Origin of the sequence: Pseudoduganella sp. R-32 (assembly GCF_049913245.1) — a bacterium.
In the GTDB taxonomy this organism is placed as follows: Bacteria; Pseudomonadota; Gammaproteobacteria; order Burkholderiales; family Burkholderiaceae_D; genus Rugamonas.
This window is the reverse complement of sequence record NZ_CP183987.1, coordinates 3,243,453-3,262,914: the sequence shown is the minus strand read 5'-3', so window position 1 is coordinate 3,262,914 and position 19,462 is coordinate 3,243,453. Positions and strand designations below refer to the sequence as shown.

The following is a 19,462-nucleotide window of genomic DNA, read 5'->3' as shown; positions in this document are numbered from 1 at the left end:
ACACCTCCCGGTATGGACCCTTTCAATTTGGCGCGGCTGGCAGGAATCGAACCCACGACCCCTTGGTTCGTAGCCAAGTACTCTATCCAGCTGAGCTACAGCCGCAAAAACTGCTTTTTCCTCGCCACTCGACAGCGGCGGGTACAACACTTACAAAATCTGGCGCGGCTGGCAGGAATCGAACCCACGACCCCTTGGTTCGTAGCCAAGTACTCTATCCAGCTGAGCTACAGCCGCAAAAACTAAATTATAACAGTCAGTTATGCATACTACCAACTTCCTGCTACTCCCTTCGCTCGACAGCAAAGGGCACAAACTTCTACAACAAATTCTGGCGCGGCTGGCAGGAATCGAACCCACGACCCCTTGGTTCGTAGCCAAGTACTCTATCCAGCTGAGCTACAGCCGCTTAAGAAGCAGGATTATATCGCATGAATTTCGTTTTGGAAAGCTTACGTTCTACTCAACTTTCCAAGGCGAAACCAGCGTTTCCGGCTCTTTCCTGCGCAGTATCCTGTGCAAGGAGGCAGCATTATATGTGGGTGTTTCGAGCTTGTCCAGTCTCGCGAAACATTTTCTTTTATTGCCTTCCAGACATTATTACTTCATTCATGAAACTTATTTCTCTCATCATGAATCGAAATTGGATCTTTATTCCGCGATGCAGCATCATTCACCTGTCTCCTCTATTCTCCTCCAAGAAAATAGAATTCGGGCCCGCAGATAGCGGGCCTTTTTTTTTGTCGTCCTTGGTGTAGCATTGCCCATATTGACATCCCGGCACTGATACAACATGGCGCAAATCGCAGGTGAAAGCATGGCAACCCAGGACTGGTCGCGCGCCGACCTCGGCCCGCAGGAGACCTGGCCCCAGGCCTTGCGCCTGGTGCTGGACATCATGCTCAATACGCCGCTGCCGATGCTGCTGATGTGGAGCCGCCGGCAAGTCATGCTCTACAACCAGGCCTACGCCAGCAATGTCGGCACCGCCAGCGCAGTGCCGCCCGGCGGCACCGTCCCTGCCGTGCCACCTTCGGCCTGGAGCTGGAACCCGCCGGCGATCGAACAAGCCTGGGCCGGGCAAAGCCTGGTCTTTCCGCGCCAGCCGCTCAAGCTGTGGCGCGACGGCCGCATGGCCGAAGCAAGCTTCGACCTGCATTACACCCCCGTGCGCGAAGCCGATGGCGCGGTTGTCGGCATTTTGTGCACGCTGGCCCCGGCCAGCGCTGCGCCCTTGCCCGCCGCCGCTGCCAATGACGGCCACTTGCGCATCCTGGTGGTGGAAGATAACCAGGACGCCCAATACCTCGTGTGCGAAATGCTGCGCGCCTTCGGCCATGAGGTCAGCGCAGCAGCCAACGGCGAAGCCGCGCTCGAACTGCTGGCCGAGCGGGAGTATGACGTACTGTTCAGCGACGTCAGCCTGCCCGGCATGAGCGGCGTCGAACTGGGCCGCACCGCCCTCAAGCGCCAGCCACGCCTGCGCATCATCTTTGCGTCCGGCTACAGCCAGTCTTTGACCAGCCACCTTGACTTCCCCGCCGTATCGATGCAAAAGCCGTATGACATCGAGCAGCTCCAGCAGGTATTGCAAGGTTTGCACTAAGCAATAGTGCGTCGGCAAGTTGCTTGTCAAGGCTACAATCGAACGTTATGAGTCCCGATCCCCGCACGCACAACGTACTGGATAGCATGGGTGACGGCTTTGCCGTCATTGCCAGGGACTGGACCGTCCAATACCTGAACCCGAAAGCGGCCGACATGCTGCAGCCGCAGGTTCCCGTGCTGCACGATCCGCGCGGCCAGCTTTTGTGGCGCGCCTTTCCTGCCCTGGCTGGCGGCGCGCTGGAGGCGCCGCTGCGCCGCACCCTCGAACAGGGCTTGCCCGCCACCTGCGAACTGCTTTACCAGCCCAGCCAGCGCTGGCTGGAAGTACGCGCCTGGCCATCGCCGCTGGGCATGACCTGCCTGCTGCTCGACATCCACCAGCGCAAGCTGCACGAACGCGGCCTGCGCGAAAGCACCAACCGCCTGCAAGTGGCGCTGGCCGCCGGCCGCCTCGGCGACTGGGAATGGAATGCCGCCACCAACCTGGTGCGCCTGGGCCGCCGCGCGGCGGAAATCTTCGAGCTGCCAGCCGAGATCCCGATTACCTGGCCGGTGCTGCGCGACCGCATTGCAGCGCAGGATTTCGAGGTGGTCGAACAGGCCTTCACCGATGCCGTCCAGGCGCGGCGCGATTTCAATGTCGAATGCCGCATCCGCCACCGCGATGGCGCGACCTGCTGGCTGTCCGTGATCGGCCATGGCGATTTCAGCGAAGATGGCCAGCTGCGCGGCGTGATCGGCATGATGCAGGACATCACGGCGCGCAAGTCCACCGAAGACGCCCTGCGCAACAGCGAAGAGGAATTGCGAGCGCTGGCCAACAGCATTCCGCAACTGGCCTGGATCGCCAGCAGCGATGGCGCCATGATGTGGTACAACGAGCGCTGGCAGGAATACACCGGCACGGACGACCAGCACATGCTGGGCGATGGCTGGCGCCAGGTGTATGCGCCGGAAGCCATCCCCGCCATGCTGGCGCACTGGCGCCTCTCGGTGGAAACCGGCCGCCCTTTCGAAATGGAATTCCCGATCCGCGCGCGCGATGGCCAGTACCGCTGGTTCCTGACGCGCGCCAACCCCATGCGCGACGCCAGCGGCCGCATCCTGCGCTGGTTCGGCACCAGCACCGACGTCGACCAGGTCAAGCGGGTGCAGGAGCAGCTGCGCGATGAAACCAATATCCTGGAGCTGCTGAACAGCACCGGCACCGCCCTGGTGCAGAACCGCGACCTGCATTCGCTGCTGCAGGATGTCACCGATGCCGCCACCAGCATTTCCGGCGCGCGCTTTGGCGCCTTCTTCTACCATGGCGCCGATGGCGACGACGCCAAGCAGGCCATGCACACGCTGTCGGGCGCTCCGCCGGACGACTTCCAGGGACTGCCGCATCCGCAAGTGCGCAGCGGCCTGGCCGTGCCGGTGCTGGCCCGCGCCGGCGAAGTGGTCGGCACGCTGTTTTTCGGCCATCCCGAACCGAATATGTTCAACGAGCGCACCGAGCGCATCGTCAGCGGCGTGGCCGCGCAGGCCGGCATCGCGATCGACAATGCGCGCATGGTCGACGCCGCCCAGCGCGCCGCCGAAGAACGCAAGGTGCTGCTGGACCGCGAACGCAACGCGCGCGCCGAAGCCGAGCGCAGCAGCCAGATGAAGGACGAATTCCTGGCCACGCTGTCGCACGAACTGCGCACGCCGCTGACCGCCATCCTCGGCTGGGCGCAGGTTCTGCGGCGCGGCAACCGCACGCCCGAAGAACAGTTGCGCGGCCTGGAAACCATCGAGCGCAACGCACGCGCCCAGGCGCAGCTGATCGAGGACTTGCTGGACATGGGCCGCATCACTTCCGGCAAAGTCCTGCTGGACATGAAGCTGCTGCTGCCTTCCGTGGTGGTCGATGCCGCGCTGGAAGCGGTGCGCCCGGCCGCCGAAGCCAAGGGCATCCGCCTGGAACGCGACTTCTCCCCGACCGGCCATGTGGCGGGCGACGCCAACCGCCTGCAGCAGGTGGTATGGAACCTGCTCACCAACGCGCTCAAGTTCACGCCGCGCGGCGGCACGGTGCGTGCTTCGATCTGGGCGCATGAAGGCCACGTCGACATCACGGTCACCGACAACGGCCTGGGCATCCGCCACGAATTCCTGCCCTATGTCTTCGAGCGTTTCCGCCAGGCCGACGCCTCGACCACGCGGCGGCACGGCGGGCTCGGGCTGGGCCTGTCCATCGTCAAGCACCTGGTGGAACAGCACGGCGGCACGGTCTCGGCAGCCAGCGAAGGCGAAGGCATGGGCTCCAGCTTCAGCGTGCGGCTGCCGCTGGCCAGCGGCGAGATCCGCGCCGCGCGCATGCACAGCCCGGCGCGCAGCGAGAGCGTGCCCTTGCCCGACCTGGGCTTGCGCGACCTGGGCGGCCTGAAAGTGTTGCTGGTTGACGACGAAGCCGATGCGCGCGAGTTGATCAGCCGAATATTGCGCGATTGCAACTGCGAAGTGCAGCCAGCGGCCAATGCCGCCGAAGCCGTTGCCCTGGCCCGCGCCAGCCGCTATGACTTGCTGGTCAGCGACATCGGCATGCCCGATGTGGACGGATTTGAATTGTTGTCACGCATTCGCGCGCTCGGCCCCGCCCGCGGCGGCGCCCTGCCCGCCATCGCCCTCACCGCCTTCGCCCGGCCGGAAGACCGCCTCACTGCGCTCGAATCAGGCTTCCTCGACCATGTGCCCAAACCCATAGAACCTTCTGAACTGGTAGCCACTATTGAGCGCGTCTGCCATGCCAGCAAGAGTGGTTGAGGACTACCCGAGCACGGGAAAATGTCCTACAAGAAACTGGCGAAATCTTTGCTAGACTGGTTAATGACACGTGCGCCGCGGCAAACTGTCGCAAGATACACTGAGAGTCCAGTTCCCGAGACCGCCATGCCAAGCCCTGATGAGATCCTGAATGCCAAGATCTTGGTAGTTGACGATTGCGCCGACAACATCGACCTGATGTTGGAGATCCTGCGCGATGCCGGTTACACCAATGTGACGGCCACCATGTTGCCGGAGCAGGTTTGCCCCCTGCACCGCCAGCATCGTTACGATCTGATCTTGCTTGACCTGCAAATGCCGGAACTGAATGGTTTCCAGGTCATGAAAGGCCTGAAGGAAATCGAGCAGGAGGGCTACCTCCCGGTGCTGGCCCTGACGGCCCAGCCCAGCTTCAAGATCGCGGCGCTGGAGGCCGGCGCCCGCGACTTCATCAGCAAGCCCTTTGACCTGCTCGAAGTGCACAAGCGCATCCACAACATGCTGGAAGTGCGCCTGCTGTACAAGGAGCTCGCCTCCTACAGCAAGCAACAGCAGGAACTGGCGCTGCACGACCCGCTGACCGGCCTGCCCAATCGCCGCTTGCTGGAAGACCGCATTGCTACCGCCCTGCAACACGCCGCGCGCCAGCAACGCCGCGCCGCGGTCATGTACCTCGACCTCGACGGCTTCAAGGCCGTCAACGATACCCATGGCCACGCCTATGGCGATGAAATCCTCAAACAGGTAGCGCAGCGCCTGGTCAACTCCGCGCGCAAGGAAGATACGGTGGCGCGCATCGGCGGTGATGAATTCGTGATCGTGCTGGGCGATGTCGGCACCCTGGCCGATGCGCAAGAGCCGGCCAGCAAGCTGATCGAGGTGGTGGCCCAGCCTTATATGGTGAATGGCCTGACGCTGCAGCTATCGACCAGCCTCGGCATCGCGCTCTACCCTGACGATGCCAGCACGGTCGACAACCTGATGCATGTGGCCGATGCCGCGCTGTACGAAGCCAAGCGCACCGGCAAGAACCGCTATTGCGCGGCCGCGCACACCGACGCGGCGCTTTCGCCGCAGGCGCAGGCGCAGGCGCAGGTCACGGCTGCGTGATGCCGGCAGCCGATGCGGGCGGCCTGCAAGGCCAGGCCGCCAGGCCGTCACGACGTGGTTTCCGCCTCGCGGCCAATCTCTGTCGACTCCTCAACCTTGCCGGCGTGCTGGTGGTCTTGCTGTGCGTCGACTTTCTCCGGCGCCACTTCAATGCGCGTGATGCCGGCATCGACCGAGATCGGATCGCTGGCCGGGAAAGTCATTTCGACTGCATCGTCCAGCAATTCTTCCTTGGCCTTTTCGGCAGGCGCCAGTTGTTCTTCGTCGGCCAGGATTGAAATGGCACATGCCCAGCGCACGAAATTGAGCTGCGCAAATTCGCGTACGGTGCTCACGCCGAACGCGGCATGCAGTGCCTTGGCATCTTTCGGGCTCAGGCCGCGCAAGGCGCTCACGGGAGCATCGGCCAATTCACGGAAACTCTTGTCCACATACTCTTTGTCAACGATGGTGTCGATATTCATGGTCACTCCTCCATTGGACGAGTTTTCACTATGGCAGCAGGGCTGCCGCCTGACTGTGCGCGTGCGTACACAGGACGTGTTCGATTGGCATGTGTTCTTTTGACACAGTAAAGGGGCACGGCTATGATCAGACTGGTGGACAAGCCCAAGATCCTCGTCGTCAATGACGACGCCAACAGTCTCTTCGCGCTGACAAACCTGCTTGAGCAGTGGGCAGCGCAAGAGAGCTACGAAGTCGTCGCCGCACGCTCTGGCGAGGAAGCCTTGCGCGAAGTGCTCACGCACGACTTCGCGGTGATCCTGCTTGATGTGAACATGCCGGGCATGGACGGCTTTGAAACGGCGGAAGCGATCCACCAGCGCCCGCGTTCATCGGACATTCCCATCATCTTCATCACTGCCTTCGTGGCCGATGAACTGGACCGCCTGAAGGCCTACCAGAAAGGCGCGGTCGATTTCCTGTTCACGCCGGTGATCCCGCAAGTCCTGTATGCCAAGATCAGCGTGTTCGTCTCGCTCGCCACCAAGAACGAAGAGCTGCGGCGCCAGGCGCGCCAGCTAAGCCAGCGCACCACCGACCTGATCGCCAGCAACCAGCGCCTGCTGCGCGAGATCGAGGAACGCAAGACCGCCGAGCGCGCCAGCCACGCCAAGGACGAATTCCTCGCCATGCTGGGCCATGAGTTGCGCAACCCCCTGTCGGCCATCAGCAGCGCCGCTTCGCTGATCGGCTTGCCGGGCGTGAACGCGGACAGCGTGAGCCACGCGAAAAAAATCATCCAGCGCCAGAGCCGGCACCTGGGCCGTATCGTGGACGACTTGCTTGACCTCAGTCGTGCCATGTCGGGCAAGATCCTGCTCAATCGCCTGCCGCTCGATCTGTCGGCCCTGCTCAGGACCACGCTGGAAACCTTTCGCGCCACCGGCCGGCTTGATGACTATCACGTGGCCGTCGACATCGCGCCCTGCTGGGTCAATGGCGACGCGACGCGCCTTGAACAAGTCATCAGCAACCTGCTGGACAACGCGCTGAAATACACGCCGCCCGGCGGGCGCATTGAACTGCTTAGCGACGTGGACGATGGCGAGGTGACGATCAGCGTGCACGACAGCGGCGTCGGGATTTCGGCCGAACTGCTGCCCCAGGTGTTTGACGTCTTCGTGCAAGGGGCCAGCACGCTGGACCGTGCGCAAGGCGGCCTCGGCATCGGGCTGTCGCTGGTGCGGCGGCTGGTGGAACTACATGGCGGCAATGTGTATGCTGAAAGCGACGGCCCGGGCGAAGGCAGCACCTTCACCCTGCACTTGCCCTGCATCGAGCATGTGACTGAACCAAAGGCAATCCCCATGGACACAAGCGAACAGCCGAAACCAGCCGTGCTGCTGGTCGAGGATAACGACGACGGCCGCGAAATGATGGCCATGATGCTGGGCTGCTACGGCTATCCGGTGCAGCATGCGGCCGACGGCTTCCAGGGCCTGGCCAAGGCAGCGGCGGATCGGCCCGACATCGCCCTGGTCGACATCGGCCTGCCCGGCATCGATGGCTATGAAGTGGCGCGCCGCATGCGCGCCAACCCGGAAACCCACCACATCCGGCTGATCGCCCTGACCGGCTACGGCCTGGCGGACGACCAGCGCCGCGTGATGGATGCCGGCTTCGACATGCACCTGGTAAAGCCGGTCGACGTCGAGCAGCTCTTGCGCGCCATCGACCAATGCCTGGCACGTGCACCGGCCACCATGCGCTCCTGATCAGGCACGCACGCGTCCGGCCTGGCTGCCGCGCGCTGGCGGCATGCGCGGCGGCACGAACTCGATTTCCTCCTTGCGCGCTTCGATCTCGCGCGCCAGGGCTTGCAGGTCAAGGCCGGCCTTCTTCGCCAGCGGGAACATCTCACCCTCTTCTTCCTTGACGTGGTGGTTGATGTATTCGCCCAGCACCTTGACCTTGGCGTCGAACAGCTCGTCATGCGGGTCCATTTCGCCGATCTGCGCGATCAGGTCCTTGGCGCTGGAATGTTCGACTGTCGCCTCGTCGACCAGGTCCTCGGCCTCCTTCGAGGCCGCGCGTACAGCCGGATAAAAGAGCTCCTCTTCCGCCGTGGCGTGCCTGGTCAGTTCCAGGCAGATCTTGTCGGCCAGCTTTTTTTTGCTGGTGAAGGCACGTTCGCCCAGCCCCTCGAACTCCTTGAACATGGCTTTGACGTTGGCATGGTCCTGTTTCAACAAAGCAATGGCGTCTTTCATTTTTCATCTCCTCTGGTGAGCTGCCAGATTGACAGGCGCACTGCTAGCTGTATGTGCGCCACCCCACGACCATCCTCATGTATGATCAAGGCAATAAACATGAACCACCAAACATATGTCTGCTAACACGGACGCCGCCGAACTGCGGGAGCTGCTGGGTTACGTCAACAATTGCTGGGACGAAGAGCGGCGCGCCCTGTCGCGCCAGATGCACGACAGCCTCGGTTCTTCGCTGACGGCCCTGACCATGCATCTCGGCCTGTTGACGGCCAAGCTGCCGCAAGAGCCAGCCCTGCTCGACCGCGCTGCCCAGATGAAGAACCTGCTGCACAACATCATCGAAGCCAACCGCGGCATGCAGCACAAGTTGTGGAACGACAAGCTGGAATTTCTCGGCTTGCGGGTGGCGCTGGGCGAGCTGGTCGCCCAGTTCGGCGCCGAACACCTGGTGAAGGCCCACTGCAGCCTGCCGGACGACGAACCGGCCTGTCCGCGCGCTCACCGCGTGGTGCTGCTGCGCGCTGCGGAAGAAGGCTTGCGCAACGTGGCCACCCACGCACGCGCCAGCAAGGTCGACGTGATTGTCGACGATATGGAGGACAGCATTGCCCTGGTGGTGAAGGACGACGGCATCGGCCTGCGGCCGCCCACGGTCGCGGACGGCGACTGGCAGGAACACCACGGCTTGCGCATGATACGCGAGCGCGCCATCTTCCTGGGCGGCTCGCTGTTGCTGGCCGCCAACGGCAACCAGGGCGCCATGCTGACCGTCACCCTGCCCAAGCCGCCCACCAGCTGAGCATCAGCGCTTGCTGCCGCGCTTGAGCGCCATCCAGGCCGAGAGCGGCAGCGCCAGGGCGCCGATTCCAAACCAGAGCCAGACCGGCACATGGAAGCCGTGTTCCTGCCGATACGCCGTCGCAGGTGCGACGGCGCGGTGCACGTCCGGCGCCGCAGGGTTGTAGTACACGGTGATGGTGTCGCCCAGCTTGCGCTGGCTGCAGCCGCCCGGCTCGTGCACCGCGCCACGGCGGCGCTTGCCTTCCAGCGCGAAGTCATACCACCACCGGCCATCGTTATGGCATTCAAGGACAGCCACGCGGCCCGCCACCGTCGCATGGTGGCGCGTCAGTTCGGCAAGTTCGCTAGCGCGGTTGTAGCATCCGCCCAGCAACGCCGCAGCGGCAGCGCCAGCGAGCAGCGCCCTCAATGCAGCTTGACCAGCGGCGTGGCCCGTTTGACGAGGAAACGCGCCACGGCCAGCACGCCGGTACGGATGGTCCCGAGCACGGCCTGGTGATGCAAGAGGTGCAGGCTGACGTACATCATGCGCGCGAAGAAGCCCTCGACGAACCAGCTGAAGCCGCGCAGCGATCCCATCAGGCTGCCGACCGAGGTCGACTGGCCGAACGACACCAGCGAACCATAGTCACGGTAGGCGTAAGGCTTGCCTTGCGGCGCCTTGCCTTTTGCCTGGCGCAGGAAGGTCTGCAGCAGGTAGTCCGCCTGCTGGTGCGCAGCCTGGGCCCGCGGCGGCACGGGCTTGCCATCGGCGCCGATGCACTGCGCGCAATCGCCCAATGCATACACGCCGGGCACGCCCTTGACCTGCAGCTCGCCGGTCACTTCGATCTGGCCGCCCTTGGCAGTCGGCAAGCCAAGCGAGGCCAGGAAGGCCGGCGCCTTGATGCCGGCCGCCCACACCACGATATCCGATGGATAGCTCTGCTCGCCGACCGACACATGGTCTTCGGCAATCGCGGTCACGCGGCAATCGGTGACGACCTTGATGCCGCGTTCGTTGAGCAGCTTCAGCGCAGCGTTCGACACGCGTTCAGGCAGGGGCGCCAGGATGCGCGGCGCGCCTTCCAGCAAGGTGATGCGCACGTCGCGAACCGGGTCGAGGTGGCCAAAGCCATACGAGGTGTAGACGCCGCTGGCTTCGCGCAATTCGGCCGCCAGCTCGACGCCGGTCGCACCACCGCCGATGATCACGACGTCGACGCCGGAAGCGCCCTGCTGCGCACCTTTCTGCAGCGCGGCGCGCGTCAGCAGCTTGAGCAGGGTCAGGCGGAAGCGTTCCGCATCTTCGGTCGCGTTAAGGGAAATGGTGTTTTCGGCCGCGCCAGGCACGCCGAAATAGTTGGAGGTACTGCCGACGGCTATCGTCAGCGACTCGTAGCCGATGCTGCGCTCCGGCAGGACAGACTCGCCGCCCTCGCTGGTAATGGCCGCCACGGTGATGTGCCTGCTCTTGCTGTCCAGCGCCGTCATGGCGCCATAGACATAGGTGAAGCCGTTGTCGTGCGCCAGCATCTGGTAGGACAGGCCTTCCTGGTGGATATCCAGGGTACCGGCCGCCACCTCGTGCAGCGAAGGCTTCCAGATGTGGTAAAGCCGGCTATCGACCAGCATCACCTGTTGCGGGCCCAGCTTGCGGCCCAGTTTGCAGGCCAGCTCCAGGCCGCCCGCCCCTCCACCTACGATCACATATTTGCTCTGCAAACAGTTCTCCCAAATGTCGGTAGCGAGCGGGCCAGGCCCGGTTACGCTACCGGATTAATGCTTGCCGTGGCCTTTGCCATGGCCATGGCCATTGCCGTGACCGTGCCCATGGCCGCGATCGTCGTCGCGATCGCCGCGATCATCGCGGTCATAGTCGCGGCCGCCGCCACGGTGGTCATCGCGATAGCGCGGTGCATATTCGTTGGTGTACCACTCGTCGCGTACGAAGTAGACATTGCGGCCGCAAGCATTGTATTTGCCGCAATGTTTTGCCCAATCTTTCGCATGGCCTGGCGGGACGCGCAGGTAGAGCGGCTCGGCGATGACGCGTGCCGGGCGCTGGATGATCACTGGCTGCGGGTACAGCACCGGTGGCGGCGCCATATTGCCAAGGTCGATGCGGCCGTAGAAGCCTGGCTGGCCGACGGTGACAGAAACGCCAACATCGGTGGCGAAAGCAGAAGTGCTGAGCGCCAGCATGGCGGCGGCTAAGAGCTGGGTCTTCATGGTCGTGATTATATAAGTAGTTGAAAAAGTGCGTTGTCCGCAGGTTATTGTACCAAAGCAAGACAGTGACTTTCGTACGGTAACGCACATACATTGCCTTCGCGCAACACTTCAGGCGTGGGCCGCCATGGCGGAGCGCAAGCGCGAGATTGCGCCCTGGGCCTGTGAAATGACCTTATCGGCAATACGTTTGCGGACTGCCTGCACGCGGCCGGCAGCTTCGGCCTCGAGCATCAGCGGCGTCAGCAGCTGGGTGGCCGATTCGTGGAAGCTGGAAGCGATCCGGTCCAGCTGGCGGCCGAAAGCGGCCTGTACTTCCTGCAAGCGCTTGCGCAGCTCTTCCTCGAAGGCGCGGCGGCGATCCTGGATTTCGGAGCGCTTGCGGCGGCCGGCATCGGCGAACCACTTGAAGGCGCCGGCCAGCAGCACGGCGCCGCCAACGAAAGGCGCTGCCGGCGCCACTACCGGCAGCACCACGGCCACGCCGAACAGGTAAGCCGCGGTACCGGTACCGGCGGCCGCCACGGCGCTGCCCATCAGGGTGAAATTGGCTGCCGTGTCGACCGACTGCGCCAGGCGGGTGCCGACGCGCATGCGCGGCATCAGCCGCGCCAGGGTGGCGTGGTGCTGGCGCTCAAAGACGGTGCTCTGGGTCAGGCGGATGTCGGACTGGAACAGCGACAGGTCGTGCTGCAGCAAGTCCAGCACTTCTTCCTTGCGCCGCACCACGCGGTCGAGGCGCGATTCCATTTCCTTGCCGAATTGCTCGCCGCTGGCGCGTTCATTGGCTTCCGGATGGCAGGCCAGCGCCAGTTCGATCGCGTTGCCGGCGTCATGCACGACGTCGTCGATATCCTGGTTCAGCATGCGGCGCTCGTAGGCGATGCGCGCATCGACCAGGGCCAGCCGCTGCTGCACCTGCTGGCGCAATTGCTGTGCGGTGGCCAGCAAGCCGGCCGCACTGGCCTCGCAGGCCAGCGGGGAACTCTCGTGCTCACGGTAACTCTCGATCCCCTGGCAGATGGTGGTCACCGCACGCTCGACGGCGGTATGCAGCTCTTCCTGGCTCATCAAGCCCCCGTTGTAGCCGCGGGCATGGTTCAGCAATTCGGCGTGCCCCATCGCACGGCCGAAGTCGGCCACGGCATCGGCCAGGCCGCGGCCCTTGACGAGCTTGCGCGCCTGGTTGCCCAGGTTGCTGAGCAAGCGGCGCTCTTCTTCCGGCGGCAGGCCAAACAACTGTTCCGGCGCCAGCTTGATGTGCAGGGCCTTGGCGACCTTTTGCGCCAGCGGCCGGGCGGCGGTGCCTTGCAGCGCCAACAACGGCTTCATCAGGTTAAAGGCCTTGTGGCGCGCCTGTTCCGCGACGGTCGGGCTGGAACGGGCCAGGGCCTGCAAAGCCCAGTCCACGCCAATGCCGCATTCGATCGCGTTCAGCATGATGGCGGTGAAGACGGCGGAAGCGCGGCCATCGCCGGCCAGGTCGGTCACGGCGGCAAATTGAGCCAGGGTCAGCGCGCCTTCGGTGCCGGCGATGGCGCCGACGGTGCGGGCCAGGTTGGAAGTGAAGCTCTGGTCGGAAGAAAGATGTTCGTCGAGGCCACGCAACAGCACAGCGTGCTCGGGTGCAGCCGGCGCGGGGGCGGCTGGTGTGGTGACGCTCGCGGCTCCATAAGTGCTTTGCACAAATACTCCGTTCGCTCAGTCCAGGCTAATGGCATTCTAGACCAAGTGAGCTCATCACCCAAACAGTTTCACGATTGCAGCAGTCAGCGCCGCATTAGCTGCAGTCTGTATCACCATCCAATGCAGGATTTCGGACTTCTGCCGCTCCATCGCCAGCAGCAGTTCCTGCTTCAGTTCCACCAGATCGGACATATGCGCCACCGGATCGGGTTTGTTTGAGGACATGTTACGCTCCTTGGTCAGAAAGCGTCATTGTCCCGCGGCTATGGAGCGGGCTCCGTGGGCAAAATCAAGGTTTCCTTGATTTCTTCCATGACGACATAGGACTTCGATTGCGCCGCGCCCGGAAGGTTCAACAGCATGTCGCCGAGCAGCTTGCGGTACTCTGCCATCTCATGGATGCGCGCCTTGATCAGGTAATCGAAATCGCCCGACACCAGGTGGCACTCCTGCACTTCCGGAATCCGCAGCACCTCGCGGCGGAACTGCTCGAAATGGCTGGCCGATTTCTGGTTCAGCGTGATCTCCACAAACACCAGCAAGCTGGCGCCCAGCGCACGCGGATTGAGCCGCGCGTGATAGCCGGCAATCACCCCGTCGCGCTCCATGCGCTTAACCCGCTCGATGGTCGGCGTGATCGACAGCCCGACCTGCTCGCTCAAGTCCTTCATGGCAATACGCGCATCCTCCTGCAGGATGCGCAGTATTTTGCGGTCAATCTTGTCCAGCCCCCGGGCCGATTCTTTCTGAATTCGCATGATTTTTTACTGTTTTAGCCTCTTCATATAGTAACAAATACTAGGAAAACTTAGTTATCCTAGCAAAATAATCCGCAACAAATATTCCGGAGGCAATTCATGCGCGTAGTTATCCTTGGCAGCGGCGTTATCGGCGTCACCAGTGCCTATTACCTGGCCCAGGCCGGCCACGATGTCACCGTACTGGATCGCCAGCCGGGCCCTGCCCTGGAAACCAGCTTCGCCAATGCCGGCCAGATTTCGCCGGGCTACGCCTCGCCATGGGCGGCCCCGGGCATTCCGCTGAAAGCCATGAAATGGATGCTGCAGCGCCATGCGCCGCTGTCCATCACGCCCGACGGCACCACCTTCCAGCTGAAGTGGATGTGGCAGATGCTGCGCAACTGCAATGCCGAATCCTACGCCATCAACAAGGAACGCATGGTGCGCCTGGCAGAGTACAGCCGCGACTGCTTCAAAGTGCTGCGCGCCGCCACCGGCATCGCATACGAAGGCCGCCAGCAAGGCACCACCCAGCTGTTCCGCACCCAGGCCCAGCTGGACGGCGCCGCCAAGGACATCGAAGTCCTGAAGGAAACCGGCGTGCCCTACGAACTGCTGACCGGCGCCGACCTGATGAAAGCCGAGCCAGGCCTGGCCGCATCGCAGCACAAGCTGGTCGGCGGCCTGCGCCTGCCGAACGATGAAACCGGCGACTGCCAGATGTTCACCACCCGCCTGGAAGCGATGGCGAAGGAACTGGGCGTCAAGTTCCGCTACGGCGTATCGATCGACAAGCTGGTGACCGACGGCGACAAGGTCAAAGGCGTGCAGTGCGGCGCCGAGCTGGTGGAAGGCGACTCCTTCGTGGTGGCGCTGGGCGCCTACTCGACCCCGTTCCTGAAAGAGCTGTTCGAGATTCCGGTGTATCCGCTGAAAGGCTACTCGATCACCGTGCCGATCGTCGACGGCGACAAAGCCCCGACCTCGACCATCCTGGACGAAACGTACAAGATTGCCGTGACCCGCTTCGACGACCGCATCCGCGTTGGCGGCATGGCGGAAATCGCCGGCTACAACACCAGGCTCAACCCGCGTCGCCGCGAGACCCTGGAAATGGTGGTGAACGACCTGTTCCCGGGCGCCGGCAACACCGCCGAAGCCACCTTCTGGACCGGCCTGCGCCCGATGACCCCGGACGGCACGCCCGTGGTAGGCCGTACCGCCATCCGCAACCTGTTCACCAACACCGGCCACGGCACGCTGGGCTGGACCATGAGCTGCGGCTCGGCGCAACTGCTGGCCGACATCATGTCCGCCAAGCGCCCCGCCATCTTCGCCGACGACCTGTCGGTAGCACGTTACAGCCAGGAACGCCCAGCCCGCCAGCCGCAACTGGCCGGCGCCTAACAAATTAAAAGTCGGGGTCAGGTCTGGCAATCCGCCATCTTTTTCGCATGGCGAAAAAGATGGCGGATTGCCAGACCTGACCCCGACTTTCATTTGGCAGTATCGCAGCTGGGGCCGTATAATTTTCGGCATGAATAAACTGGAAGCCTTCGGACACGTCGCCGCGCTGGCGATCCGCGGAGACCTCGTGTTTCCTACCAGCGTTAATGCCGCCCTGCGAGTGCAGCTCGCCCTGGACGATCCGGACTGCCCGATGGAAGATGCCATCAAGCTGGTGCTGGCCGAGCCGCAACTGGCCGCGCGCACCGTCTCGCTGTCCAACTCCGCCATGTTCAACCGCACCGGCGGGCCGGATATCACCAACGTCCGCAATGCCATCATGCGCGTGGGTTACCACAACCTGTACGCGCTGGCTGCGGCCATGGTGGTGCGCGCCTTCGGCAGCAAGATCACCGATCCCGGACTGCGCGCCAAGGCCGAGCAGCTGTGGCAGCACACCATCCACGTCGCCTGCCTGGCGCGCATCATCGCGCGTGAAGTCACCGGCGTGAATCCGGACACCGCCCTGTTTGCGGCCATCGTGCATGAAGTGGGCAGCTTCTACCTGCTGTCGCGCGCCGACGAATTCCCCGGCCTGCTGGAGCCCGATCCGGAGAACTGGCAGACTGCGAGCGAAGAGATCATCACGCGTGAAGTGCTGAAGAAGCTGGGCATCCCGGCCGAGGTGGCGGAAGCCATTGAAAACCTGCGCAGCGGCATGCTGCAGATCCCGCCCGAGACCCTGCTCGACACCCTGCTGCTGGCCAACCACTTCGCGCCGGTTACCTCGCCGCTGGCCCCGGAGCAGCAACAGCCGCCGCATGAGGATTCCGTAATGGACCTGTTCATCGACGCCGAAAAGCGCGAGCAGATGCTGGAAGAAGCGGAAGCCGATGCTTCCGCCATGAACGCTGCGCTGCTGGTTTAATCAAGCGCTTTGGCCGGGCCGAAGAACTCATAGTAGGTCTGCGCTTCCGGCACGCCCAGTTCGCGCAGGCTGCGCTTTACCGCCTGCATGAACGGCACCGGGCCGAGGAAGTAGGCGTCGACGTCGCGCGATTGCGGCAGCCATTCACCCAGCTCCTTGTTGCCCAGCAGGCCGACGGCATCGGCTTGCGGTTGGCCGTCGCGGTCTTCCGCGTAGATATAGTGGCGCTTCAGCTGCGGGTGGCGTTCGGCCAGGCCGTCGACGTGGTCGCGGAAAGCGTGCACACCGCCGTGGCGGGCTGCATGAATGAAGCGGATTTCGCGGCCGGTTTCCAGCGCCTGGTCCAGCATGGCCAAAGTCGGGGTAATGCCGACGCCGCCGGAGATCAGCACGATCGGGCGGCTGCCTTCGGCCAGCGTGAAGGCGCCGGTCGGCGGGAACAGGTCCACGGTATCGCCTTCATTCAATTGCCCATGCAGGAAGCCCGAAACCTTGCCGGCTTCCTCGCGCTTGACGCTGATCTGGTAAGTCTGGCCGTTCGGCGCCGCCGACAGCGAATACTGGCGGCGCTGCTCTTCCCCATCCACCACCACGCGGATGCCGATGTACTGGCCCGGCGTGAAACCGAGCACCGGCTTGCCGTCGACAGGACGGAAGACAAAGCTGGTGATCTCGTCGCTCTCGACACGCTTGGCCGCCACCACGAACTGGCGCGCCCCCATCCATCCGCCCGGCGCTGCCGCCGCGGCCTCATAGGTCTTGCCTTCGGCGCCGATCAGGATTTCAGCCAGTTGGCCGTATGCCGCGCCCCAGGCCTCGAGTACCGCGTCGGTAGCGGTTTCGGCGCCGAGCACTTCGCGGATGGCTTTCAGCAGGCTGGCGCCCACCATCGGGTAGTGTTCCGGCTGGATCTGCAGCGCAACGTGCTTGGTGACGATGGTATTGACCAGCGGACCCAGTGCTTCCAGGCGCTCGATATGCCTGGCGTACATCAGGATGCCGTTGGCCAGGGCGCGCTGCTGGTCGCCGCTGTGCTGGTGGGCCTGGTTGAAGAACGGTTTCACCTGCGGGAAGTCGGTGAACAGGGTCTGGTAGAAGTGGCGGGTCAGGGCTTCGCCGCCTTGCTCCAGGATTGGGACGGTGGCGGTGACGATGGCACGGTGTTCTGCGGACAGCATGAGTATGGCTCCTTCTCGGATAAACATGCGCCCATAATACATGTTTACCTTAAACTGCGTCAATAAAGATGCAGATCAAATGCGCATTTTCTGAAGGATCACCGGCTGCGCACCGCCCTTGCCCTTCGGGCCCGGCAGGATGTCGGCCAGCGTCATGCCATCCAGTACGTGCAGGAAGGCTTCCGTCGCTTCGCCAAGCTTGCGCTTCAGGGCGCAATCGCGCAGGAAGGCGCAGTGCCCAGGCTCGGCTTCGAAGCATTCGGCGATGTAGAAATCCGATTCGCTGTCGCGCACCACTTCGCCGATATTGATGTCTTCCGGTTCGCGGTTCAAACGCAGGCCGCCGTGCCGGCCGCGCACGGTTTCCACCAGGCCGCTGGCGCCCAACTGGTGGATCACCTTGGTCAGATGGTTCTTCGAGATGTCATGCAGGTCCGCGATCTCCTGGATCGTGACCAGCTTGTCGCGGTTCATGCCGAGGTACATCAGCGAACGCAGGGTGTAGTCGGTAAAGGATGTCAGTCTCATGATCTACGTCATATAAAGATGCATTCGAAATATTGCTTTAGCCACAGGCCTAATGTAGCATTCATTATACATCTTAAGAACATGAGGCCAGCCATGCGCAGCATCCATATTCCCACCGAGCCAACGCCAGCCGGGCAACCGCATCCCTTGCTGCGCCTGGGCTTCCGCCCTTTCTACCTGCTGGCTGCGGCGCTGGCGATGCTGTCGATACCAATGTGGCTGCTGGCCTACAAGGGCATGCTGTCCGCCCTGCCCGCCGCCAACATGCTGTGGCATATGCATGAAATGGTGTTCGGCTTCGGCGGCGCTGTGATCGTCGGCTTCCTGTTTACAGCGGGCCGCAACTGGACCAACCTGCAAACGCCGGCCGGCGGCCAGCTCGCAGGGCTGGCCGTGCTGTGGATCGCCGGCCGCTTGGCCATGCTGCTGGCGCCCGGCGTGCCGGCGCTGCTGGTCGACGGCCTGTTCCTGCCGCTGTGCGCCATCGCGTTCGGCCGCGTGCTTTACCAGGCGCAAAGCAAGCGCAATTACCCGATCTGCCGCATCCTGGCCTTGCTGTCGATCGCCAACCTGCTGTTCCATGCGGCGGCCAACGGCTGGATTCCGCTGTCGGCGCTGACTCCCGTGCATGGCGCGATCCTGATGATCACGGTGCTGGAAGCAGTGATCGGGGGCCGCGTGATCCCGATGTTCACCCGCAACGGCGCGCCGGGCAGCCAGCCAGTGACCGTGGCGTGGCGCGAAAAGGCCAGCATTGCCCTGTTGCTGGCGACGGCGCTGGCATGGGTGACGGGCTTGCCAGGCTTCGTGGTGGCGCCGGTGGCTTTTGCGGCGGCAGCCATCAATTCCATCCGCCTGCTCGGGTGGGCGCCCTTTGCGACCGTGCGCGTTCCCTTGCTGTGGATCCTGCACCTGGCCTATGCCTGGATCGTGGCCGGCCTTCTTTTGCTGGGCTTTGCGGCGCTGGGCATCAGCTCCGCCAGCAGCGCCTTCCACGCCTTGGCCGTGGGCGGCATGTCGGGCCTGATCCTCGGCATGATCACCCGTACCGCGTTGGGTCACACTGGCCGCATGCTGCGCGCCGGCCGTGCCGAAAGCGCAATGTATCTTTTACTGCAAGCTGGCGCCCTGGGCCGTTTGTGTGCCAATATTCTTCCTGCCGGAATGCGTGACTTCCTGTTACTGGGCTCGGCACTGGCCTGGTCGGTCGCCTTCCTGCTCTACCTGTTCGTATATGCGCCTTACTTAAGCCAGGCCCGCATTGACGGGCGGGAAGGTTAAATGTGGACACCGTGACCCTGCTCCTGTCTTCCTTCATACTTTCAGTCAGCGGCCTGCTGGTGTTCATCTGGTCGCTGCGGCACCGACTGTTCAACGCCACCGCGGCCGCGGCCAATGTGATCTTCTCGCCGGGCGAGATCGGCCACGGAGAGGAACCGGCGGCAAGTCCGCAGCAGCGCGCCGGGCTGGCGCTGCCGGTGGCCGGGCAGGACCGGCGCGCGCCCAGCGACGCCGAGCGGGCCGCCATGCAGCAGGAACTGGCGGAGCGCGTGGAGGCGGACCGCTCGAGCGCCTTTGTCACTTTTGTTTTCCTGTCTTGCTCCGTGGTGTGGCTGCTGGTGGCCACGGCGGCAGGCCTGACCAGCTCCATCAAGCTCCATGAGCCGGACTGGCTGGTGCAGTAGCCGGAAGTCCTGGACCTGGTGGCGTACCTGCAGTCGC

19 protein-coding genes and 3 tRNA genes are annotated in these 19,462 nt (G+C 63.5%); 9 read left to right on the top strand and 13 right to left on the bottom strand.

Annotated elements, in window-relative coordinates; genetic code table 11:
* Positions 1–28: 28 nt before the first annotated feature.
* From ACN9MU_RS15010 to ACN9MU_RS15000, 3 genes are all read right to left on the bottom strand, one after another.
* Positions 29–105: transfer RNA gene (locus ACN9MU_RS15010), tRNA-Arg, on the bottom strand.
* 55 nt (positions 106–160) lie between these two features.
* A tRNA-Arg gene (locus ACN9MU_RS15005) sits at positions 161–237 on the bottom strand.
* Positions 238–332: 95 nt separating this feature from the next.
* A tRNA-Arg gene (locus ACN9MU_RS15000) sits at positions 333–409 on the bottom strand.
* A 408-nt stretch (positions 410–817) separates the two neighbouring features.
* On the opposite strand from ACN9MU_RS15000, the gene ACN9MU_RS14995 reads away from it, so the two are divergent.
* The 3 genes from ACN9MU_RS14995 (at position 818) to ACN9MU_RS14985 (ending at position 5,508) form a co-directional block, all read left to right on the top strand.
* A complete protein-coding gene (locus ACN9MU_RS14995; RefSeq protein ID WP_426171762.1) occupies positions 818–1,606 on the top strand; it encodes a response regulator in 789 nt (262 codons plus the stop codon).
* Between the two features lie 47 nt (positions 1,607–1,653).
* The gene (locus tag ACN9MU_RS14990; protein ID WP_426344807.1) at positions 1,654–4,398 is read left to right on the top strand and encodes an ATP-binding protein; all 2,745 of its coding nucleotides are present in this window, start codon (positions 1,654–1,656) and stop codon (positions 4,396–4,398) included.
* A gap of 126 nt (positions 4,399–4,524) precedes the next feature.
* Entirely contained in the window at positions 4,525–5,508 is a 984-nt protein-coding gene (locus ACN9MU_RS14985) for a diguanylate cyclase domain-containing protein (RefSeq protein WP_426171758.1), read from the top strand.
* A gap of 47 nt (positions 5,509–5,555) precedes the next feature.
* Here ACN9MU_RS14985 and ACN9MU_RS14980 read toward each other — a convergent pair whose 3' ends face one another.
* A complete protein-coding gene (locus tag ACN9MU_RS14980; protein WP_426171757.1) occupies positions 5,556–5,972 on the bottom strand; it encodes a hypothetical protein in 417 nt (138 codons plus the stop codon).
* Positions 5,973–6,095: 123 nt separating this feature from the next.
* Between ACN9MU_RS14980 and ACN9MU_RS14975 the strand changes: the two genes are divergently transcribed.
* On the top strand, positions 6,096–7,727 hold the full coding sequence (locus tag ACN9MU_RS14975; RefSeq protein WP_426323323.1) for a response regulator: 1,632 nt from the start codon (positions 6,096–6,098) through the stop codon (positions 7,725–7,727).
* Here ACN9MU_RS14975 and ACN9MU_RS14970 read toward each other — a convergent pair whose 3' ends face one another.
* Positions 7,728–8,222 (bottom strand): hemerythrin domain-containing protein, encoded by a 495-nt coding sequence (locus ACN9MU_RS14970; RefSeq protein WP_426344806.1) that lies wholly within the window; start codon positions 8,220–8,222, stop codon positions 7,728–7,730. It lies immediately after the preceding gene.
* Positions 8,223–8,337: 115 nt separating this feature from the next.
* Here ACN9MU_RS14970 and ACN9MU_RS14965 point away from each other — a divergent pair, with 115 nt between their 5' ends.
* Positions 8,338–9,021 carry a sensor histidine kinase gene (locus tag ACN9MU_RS14965; RefSeq protein ID WP_426344805.1) on the top strand — a complete coding sequence of 228 codons (684 nt, stop codon included), beginning with the start codon at positions 8,338–8,340 and terminating at the stop codon, positions 9,019–9,021.
* A gap of 3 nt (positions 9,022–9,024) precedes the next feature.
* On the opposite strand, the gene ACN9MU_RS14960 is transcribed toward ACN9MU_RS14965, so the two are convergent.
* The 6 genes from ACN9MU_RS14960 to ACN9MU_RS14935 all read right to left on the bottom strand — a co-directional run bounded on the left by ACN9MU_RS14960 (position 9,025) and on the right by ACN9MU_RS14935 (position 13,678).
* Entirely contained in the window at positions 9,025–9,432 is a 408-nt protein-coding gene (locus ACN9MU_RS14960; RefSeq protein WP_426171751.1) for a hypothetical protein, read from the bottom strand.
* Positions 9,429–10,727 carry an NAD(P)/FAD-dependent oxidoreductase gene (locus ACN9MU_RS14955; RefSeq protein WP_426337557.1) on the bottom strand — a complete coding sequence of 433 codons (1,299 nt, stop codon included), beginning with the start codon at positions 10,725–10,727 and terminating at the stop codon, positions 9,429–9,431. The genes ACN9MU_RS14960 and ACN9MU_RS14955 overlap by 4 nt, the downstream gene beginning before the upstream one ends.
* A gap of 54 nt (positions 10,728–10,781) precedes the next feature.
* Positions 10,782–11,234, bottom strand: coding sequence for a hypothetical protein (locus ACN9MU_RS14950; RefSeq protein WP_426171749.1), 453 nt, complete (start codon positions 11,232–11,234; stop codon positions 10,782–10,784).
* Positions 11,235–11,345: 111 nt separating this feature from the next.
* Positions 11,346–12,920 (bottom strand): hypothetical protein, encoded by a 1,575-nt coding sequence (locus tag ACN9MU_RS14945; RefSeq protein WP_426171747.1) that lies wholly within the window; start codon positions 12,918–12,920, stop codon positions 11,346–11,348.
* 54 nt (positions 12,921–12,974) lie between these two features.
* Positions 12,975–13,145, bottom strand: a complete 171-nt coding sequence (locus ACN9MU_RS14940; protein ID WP_426171745.1) for a hypothetical protein — start codon at positions 13,143–13,145, stop codon at positions 12,975–12,977.
* A 38-nt stretch (positions 13,146–13,183) separates the two neighbouring features.
* Complete coding sequence (locus ACN9MU_RS14935) at positions 13,184–13,678, bottom strand: Lrp/AsnC ligand binding domain-containing protein (RefSeq protein WP_055926035.1); 495 nt, start codon at positions 13,676–13,678, stop codon at positions 13,184–13,186.
* Between the two features lie 99 nt (positions 13,679–13,777).
* Between ACN9MU_RS14935 and ACN9MU_RS14930 the strand changes: the two genes are divergently transcribed.
* Positions 13,778–15,067: a D-amino acid dehydrogenase gene (locus ACN9MU_RS14930; protein ID WP_426323315.1), complete on the top strand. Its 1,290-nt coding sequence runs from the start codon at positions 13,778–13,780 to the stop codon at positions 15,065–15,067.
* Between the two features lie 130 nt (positions 15,068–15,197).
* Positions 15,198–16,034 carry an HDOD domain-containing protein gene (locus tag ACN9MU_RS14925; protein WP_426171740.1) on the top strand — a complete coding sequence of 279 codons (837 nt, stop codon included), beginning with the start codon at positions 15,198–15,200 and terminating at the stop codon, positions 16,032–16,034.
* Here ACN9MU_RS14925 and hmpA read toward each other — a convergent pair.
* Positions 16,031–17,212: an NO-inducible flavohemoprotein gene (gene hmpA / locus ACN9MU_RS14920; RefSeq protein ID WP_426344804.1), complete on the bottom strand. Its 1,182-nt coding sequence runs from the start codon at positions 17,210–17,212 to the stop codon at positions 16,031–16,033. The two genes, ACN9MU_RS14925 and hmpA, sit on opposite strands and share 4 nt — an antisense overlap.
* Before the next feature lie 75 nt (positions 17,213–17,287).
* Positions 17,288–17,740 (bottom strand): RrF2 family transcriptional regulator, encoded by a 453-nt coding sequence (locus ACN9MU_RS14915; RefSeq protein WP_426344803.1) that lies wholly within the window; start codon positions 17,738–17,740, stop codon positions 17,288–17,290.
* 93 nt (positions 17,741–17,833) lie between these two features.
* On the opposite strand from ACN9MU_RS14915, the gene ACN9MU_RS14910 reads away from it, so the two are divergent.
* Together ACN9MU_RS14910 and ACN9MU_RS14905 are read left to right on the top strand one after the other, a co-directional pair.
* Complete coding sequence (locus tag ACN9MU_RS14910) at positions 17,834–19,021, top strand: NnrS family protein (RefSeq protein ID WP_426344802.1); 1,188 nt, start codon at positions 17,834–17,836, stop codon at positions 19,019–19,021.
* Positions 19,022–19,032: 11 nt separating this feature from the next.
* Complete coding sequence (locus tag ACN9MU_RS14905; RefSeq protein ID WP_426344801.1) at positions 19,033–19,425, top strand: hypothetical protein; 393 nt, start codon at positions 19,033–19,035, stop codon at positions 19,423–19,425.
* Positions 19,426–19,462: the final 37 nt, after the last annotated feature.

Bases quoted from the DNA above. Each gene is read 5' to 3' on its own strand.
- ACN9MU_RS14915 (WP_426344803.1), bottom strand. From the start codon at position 17,740: ATGAGACTGACATCCTTTACCGACTACACCCTGCGTTCGCTGATGTAC.
- ACN9MU_RS14930 (WP_426323315.1), top strand. From the start codon at position 13,778: ATGCGCGTAGTTATCCTTGGCAGCGGCGTTATCGGCGTCACCAGTGCC.
- ACN9MU_RS14975 (WP_426323323.1), top strand. From the start codon at position 6,096: ATGATCAGACTGGTGGACAAGCCCAAGATCCTCGTCGTCAATGACGAC.
- ACN9MU_RS14980 (WP_426171757.1), bottom strand. From the start codon at position 5,972: ATGAATATCGACACCATCGTTGACAAAGAGTATGTGGACAAGAGTTTC.
- ACN9MU_RS14995 (WP_426171762.1), top strand. From the start codon at position 818: ATGGCAACCCAGGACTGGTCGCGCGCCGACCTCGGCCCGCAGGAGACC.
- ACN9MU_RS14940 (WP_426171745.1), bottom strand. From the start codon at position 13,145: ATGTCCTCAAACAAACCCGATCCGGTGGCGCATATGTCCGATCTGGTG.
- ACN9MU_RS14990 (WP_426344807.1), top strand. From the start codon at position 1,654: ATGAGTCCCGATCCCCGCACGCACAACGTACTGGATAGCATGGGTGAC.
- ACN9MU_RS14910 (WP_426344802.1), top strand. From the start codon at position 17,834: ATGCGCAGCATCCATATTCCCACCGAGCCAACGCCAGCCGGGCAACCG.
- ACN9MU_RS14935 (WP_055926035.1), bottom strand. From the start codon at position 13,678: ATGCGAATTCAGAAAGAATCGGCCCGGGGGCTGGACAAGATTGACCGC.
- ACN9MU_RS14950 (WP_426171749.1), bottom strand. From the start codon at position 11,234: ATGAAGACCCAGCTCTTAGCCGCCGCCATGCTGGCGCTCAGCACTTCT.
- ACN9MU_RS14970 (WP_426344806.1), bottom strand. From the start codon at position 8,222: ATGAAAGACGCCATTGCTTTGTTGAAACAGGACCATGCCAACGTCAAA.
- ACN9MU_RS14965 (WP_426344805.1), top strand. From the start codon at position 8,338: ATGTCTGCTAACACGGACGCCGCCGAACTGCGGGAGCTGCTGGGTTAC.
- ACN9MU_RS14985 (WP_426171758.1), top strand. From the start codon at position 4,525: ATGCCAAGCCCTGATGAGATCCTGAATGCCAAGATCTTGGTAGTTGAC.
- hmpA (WP_426344804.1), bottom strand. From the start codon at position 17,212: ATGCTGTCCGCAGAACACCGTGCCATCGTCACCGCCACCGTCCCAATC.
- ACN9MU_RS14925 (WP_426171740.1), top strand. From the start codon at position 15,198: ATGAATAAACTGGAAGCCTTCGGACACGTCGCCGCGCTGGCGATCCGC.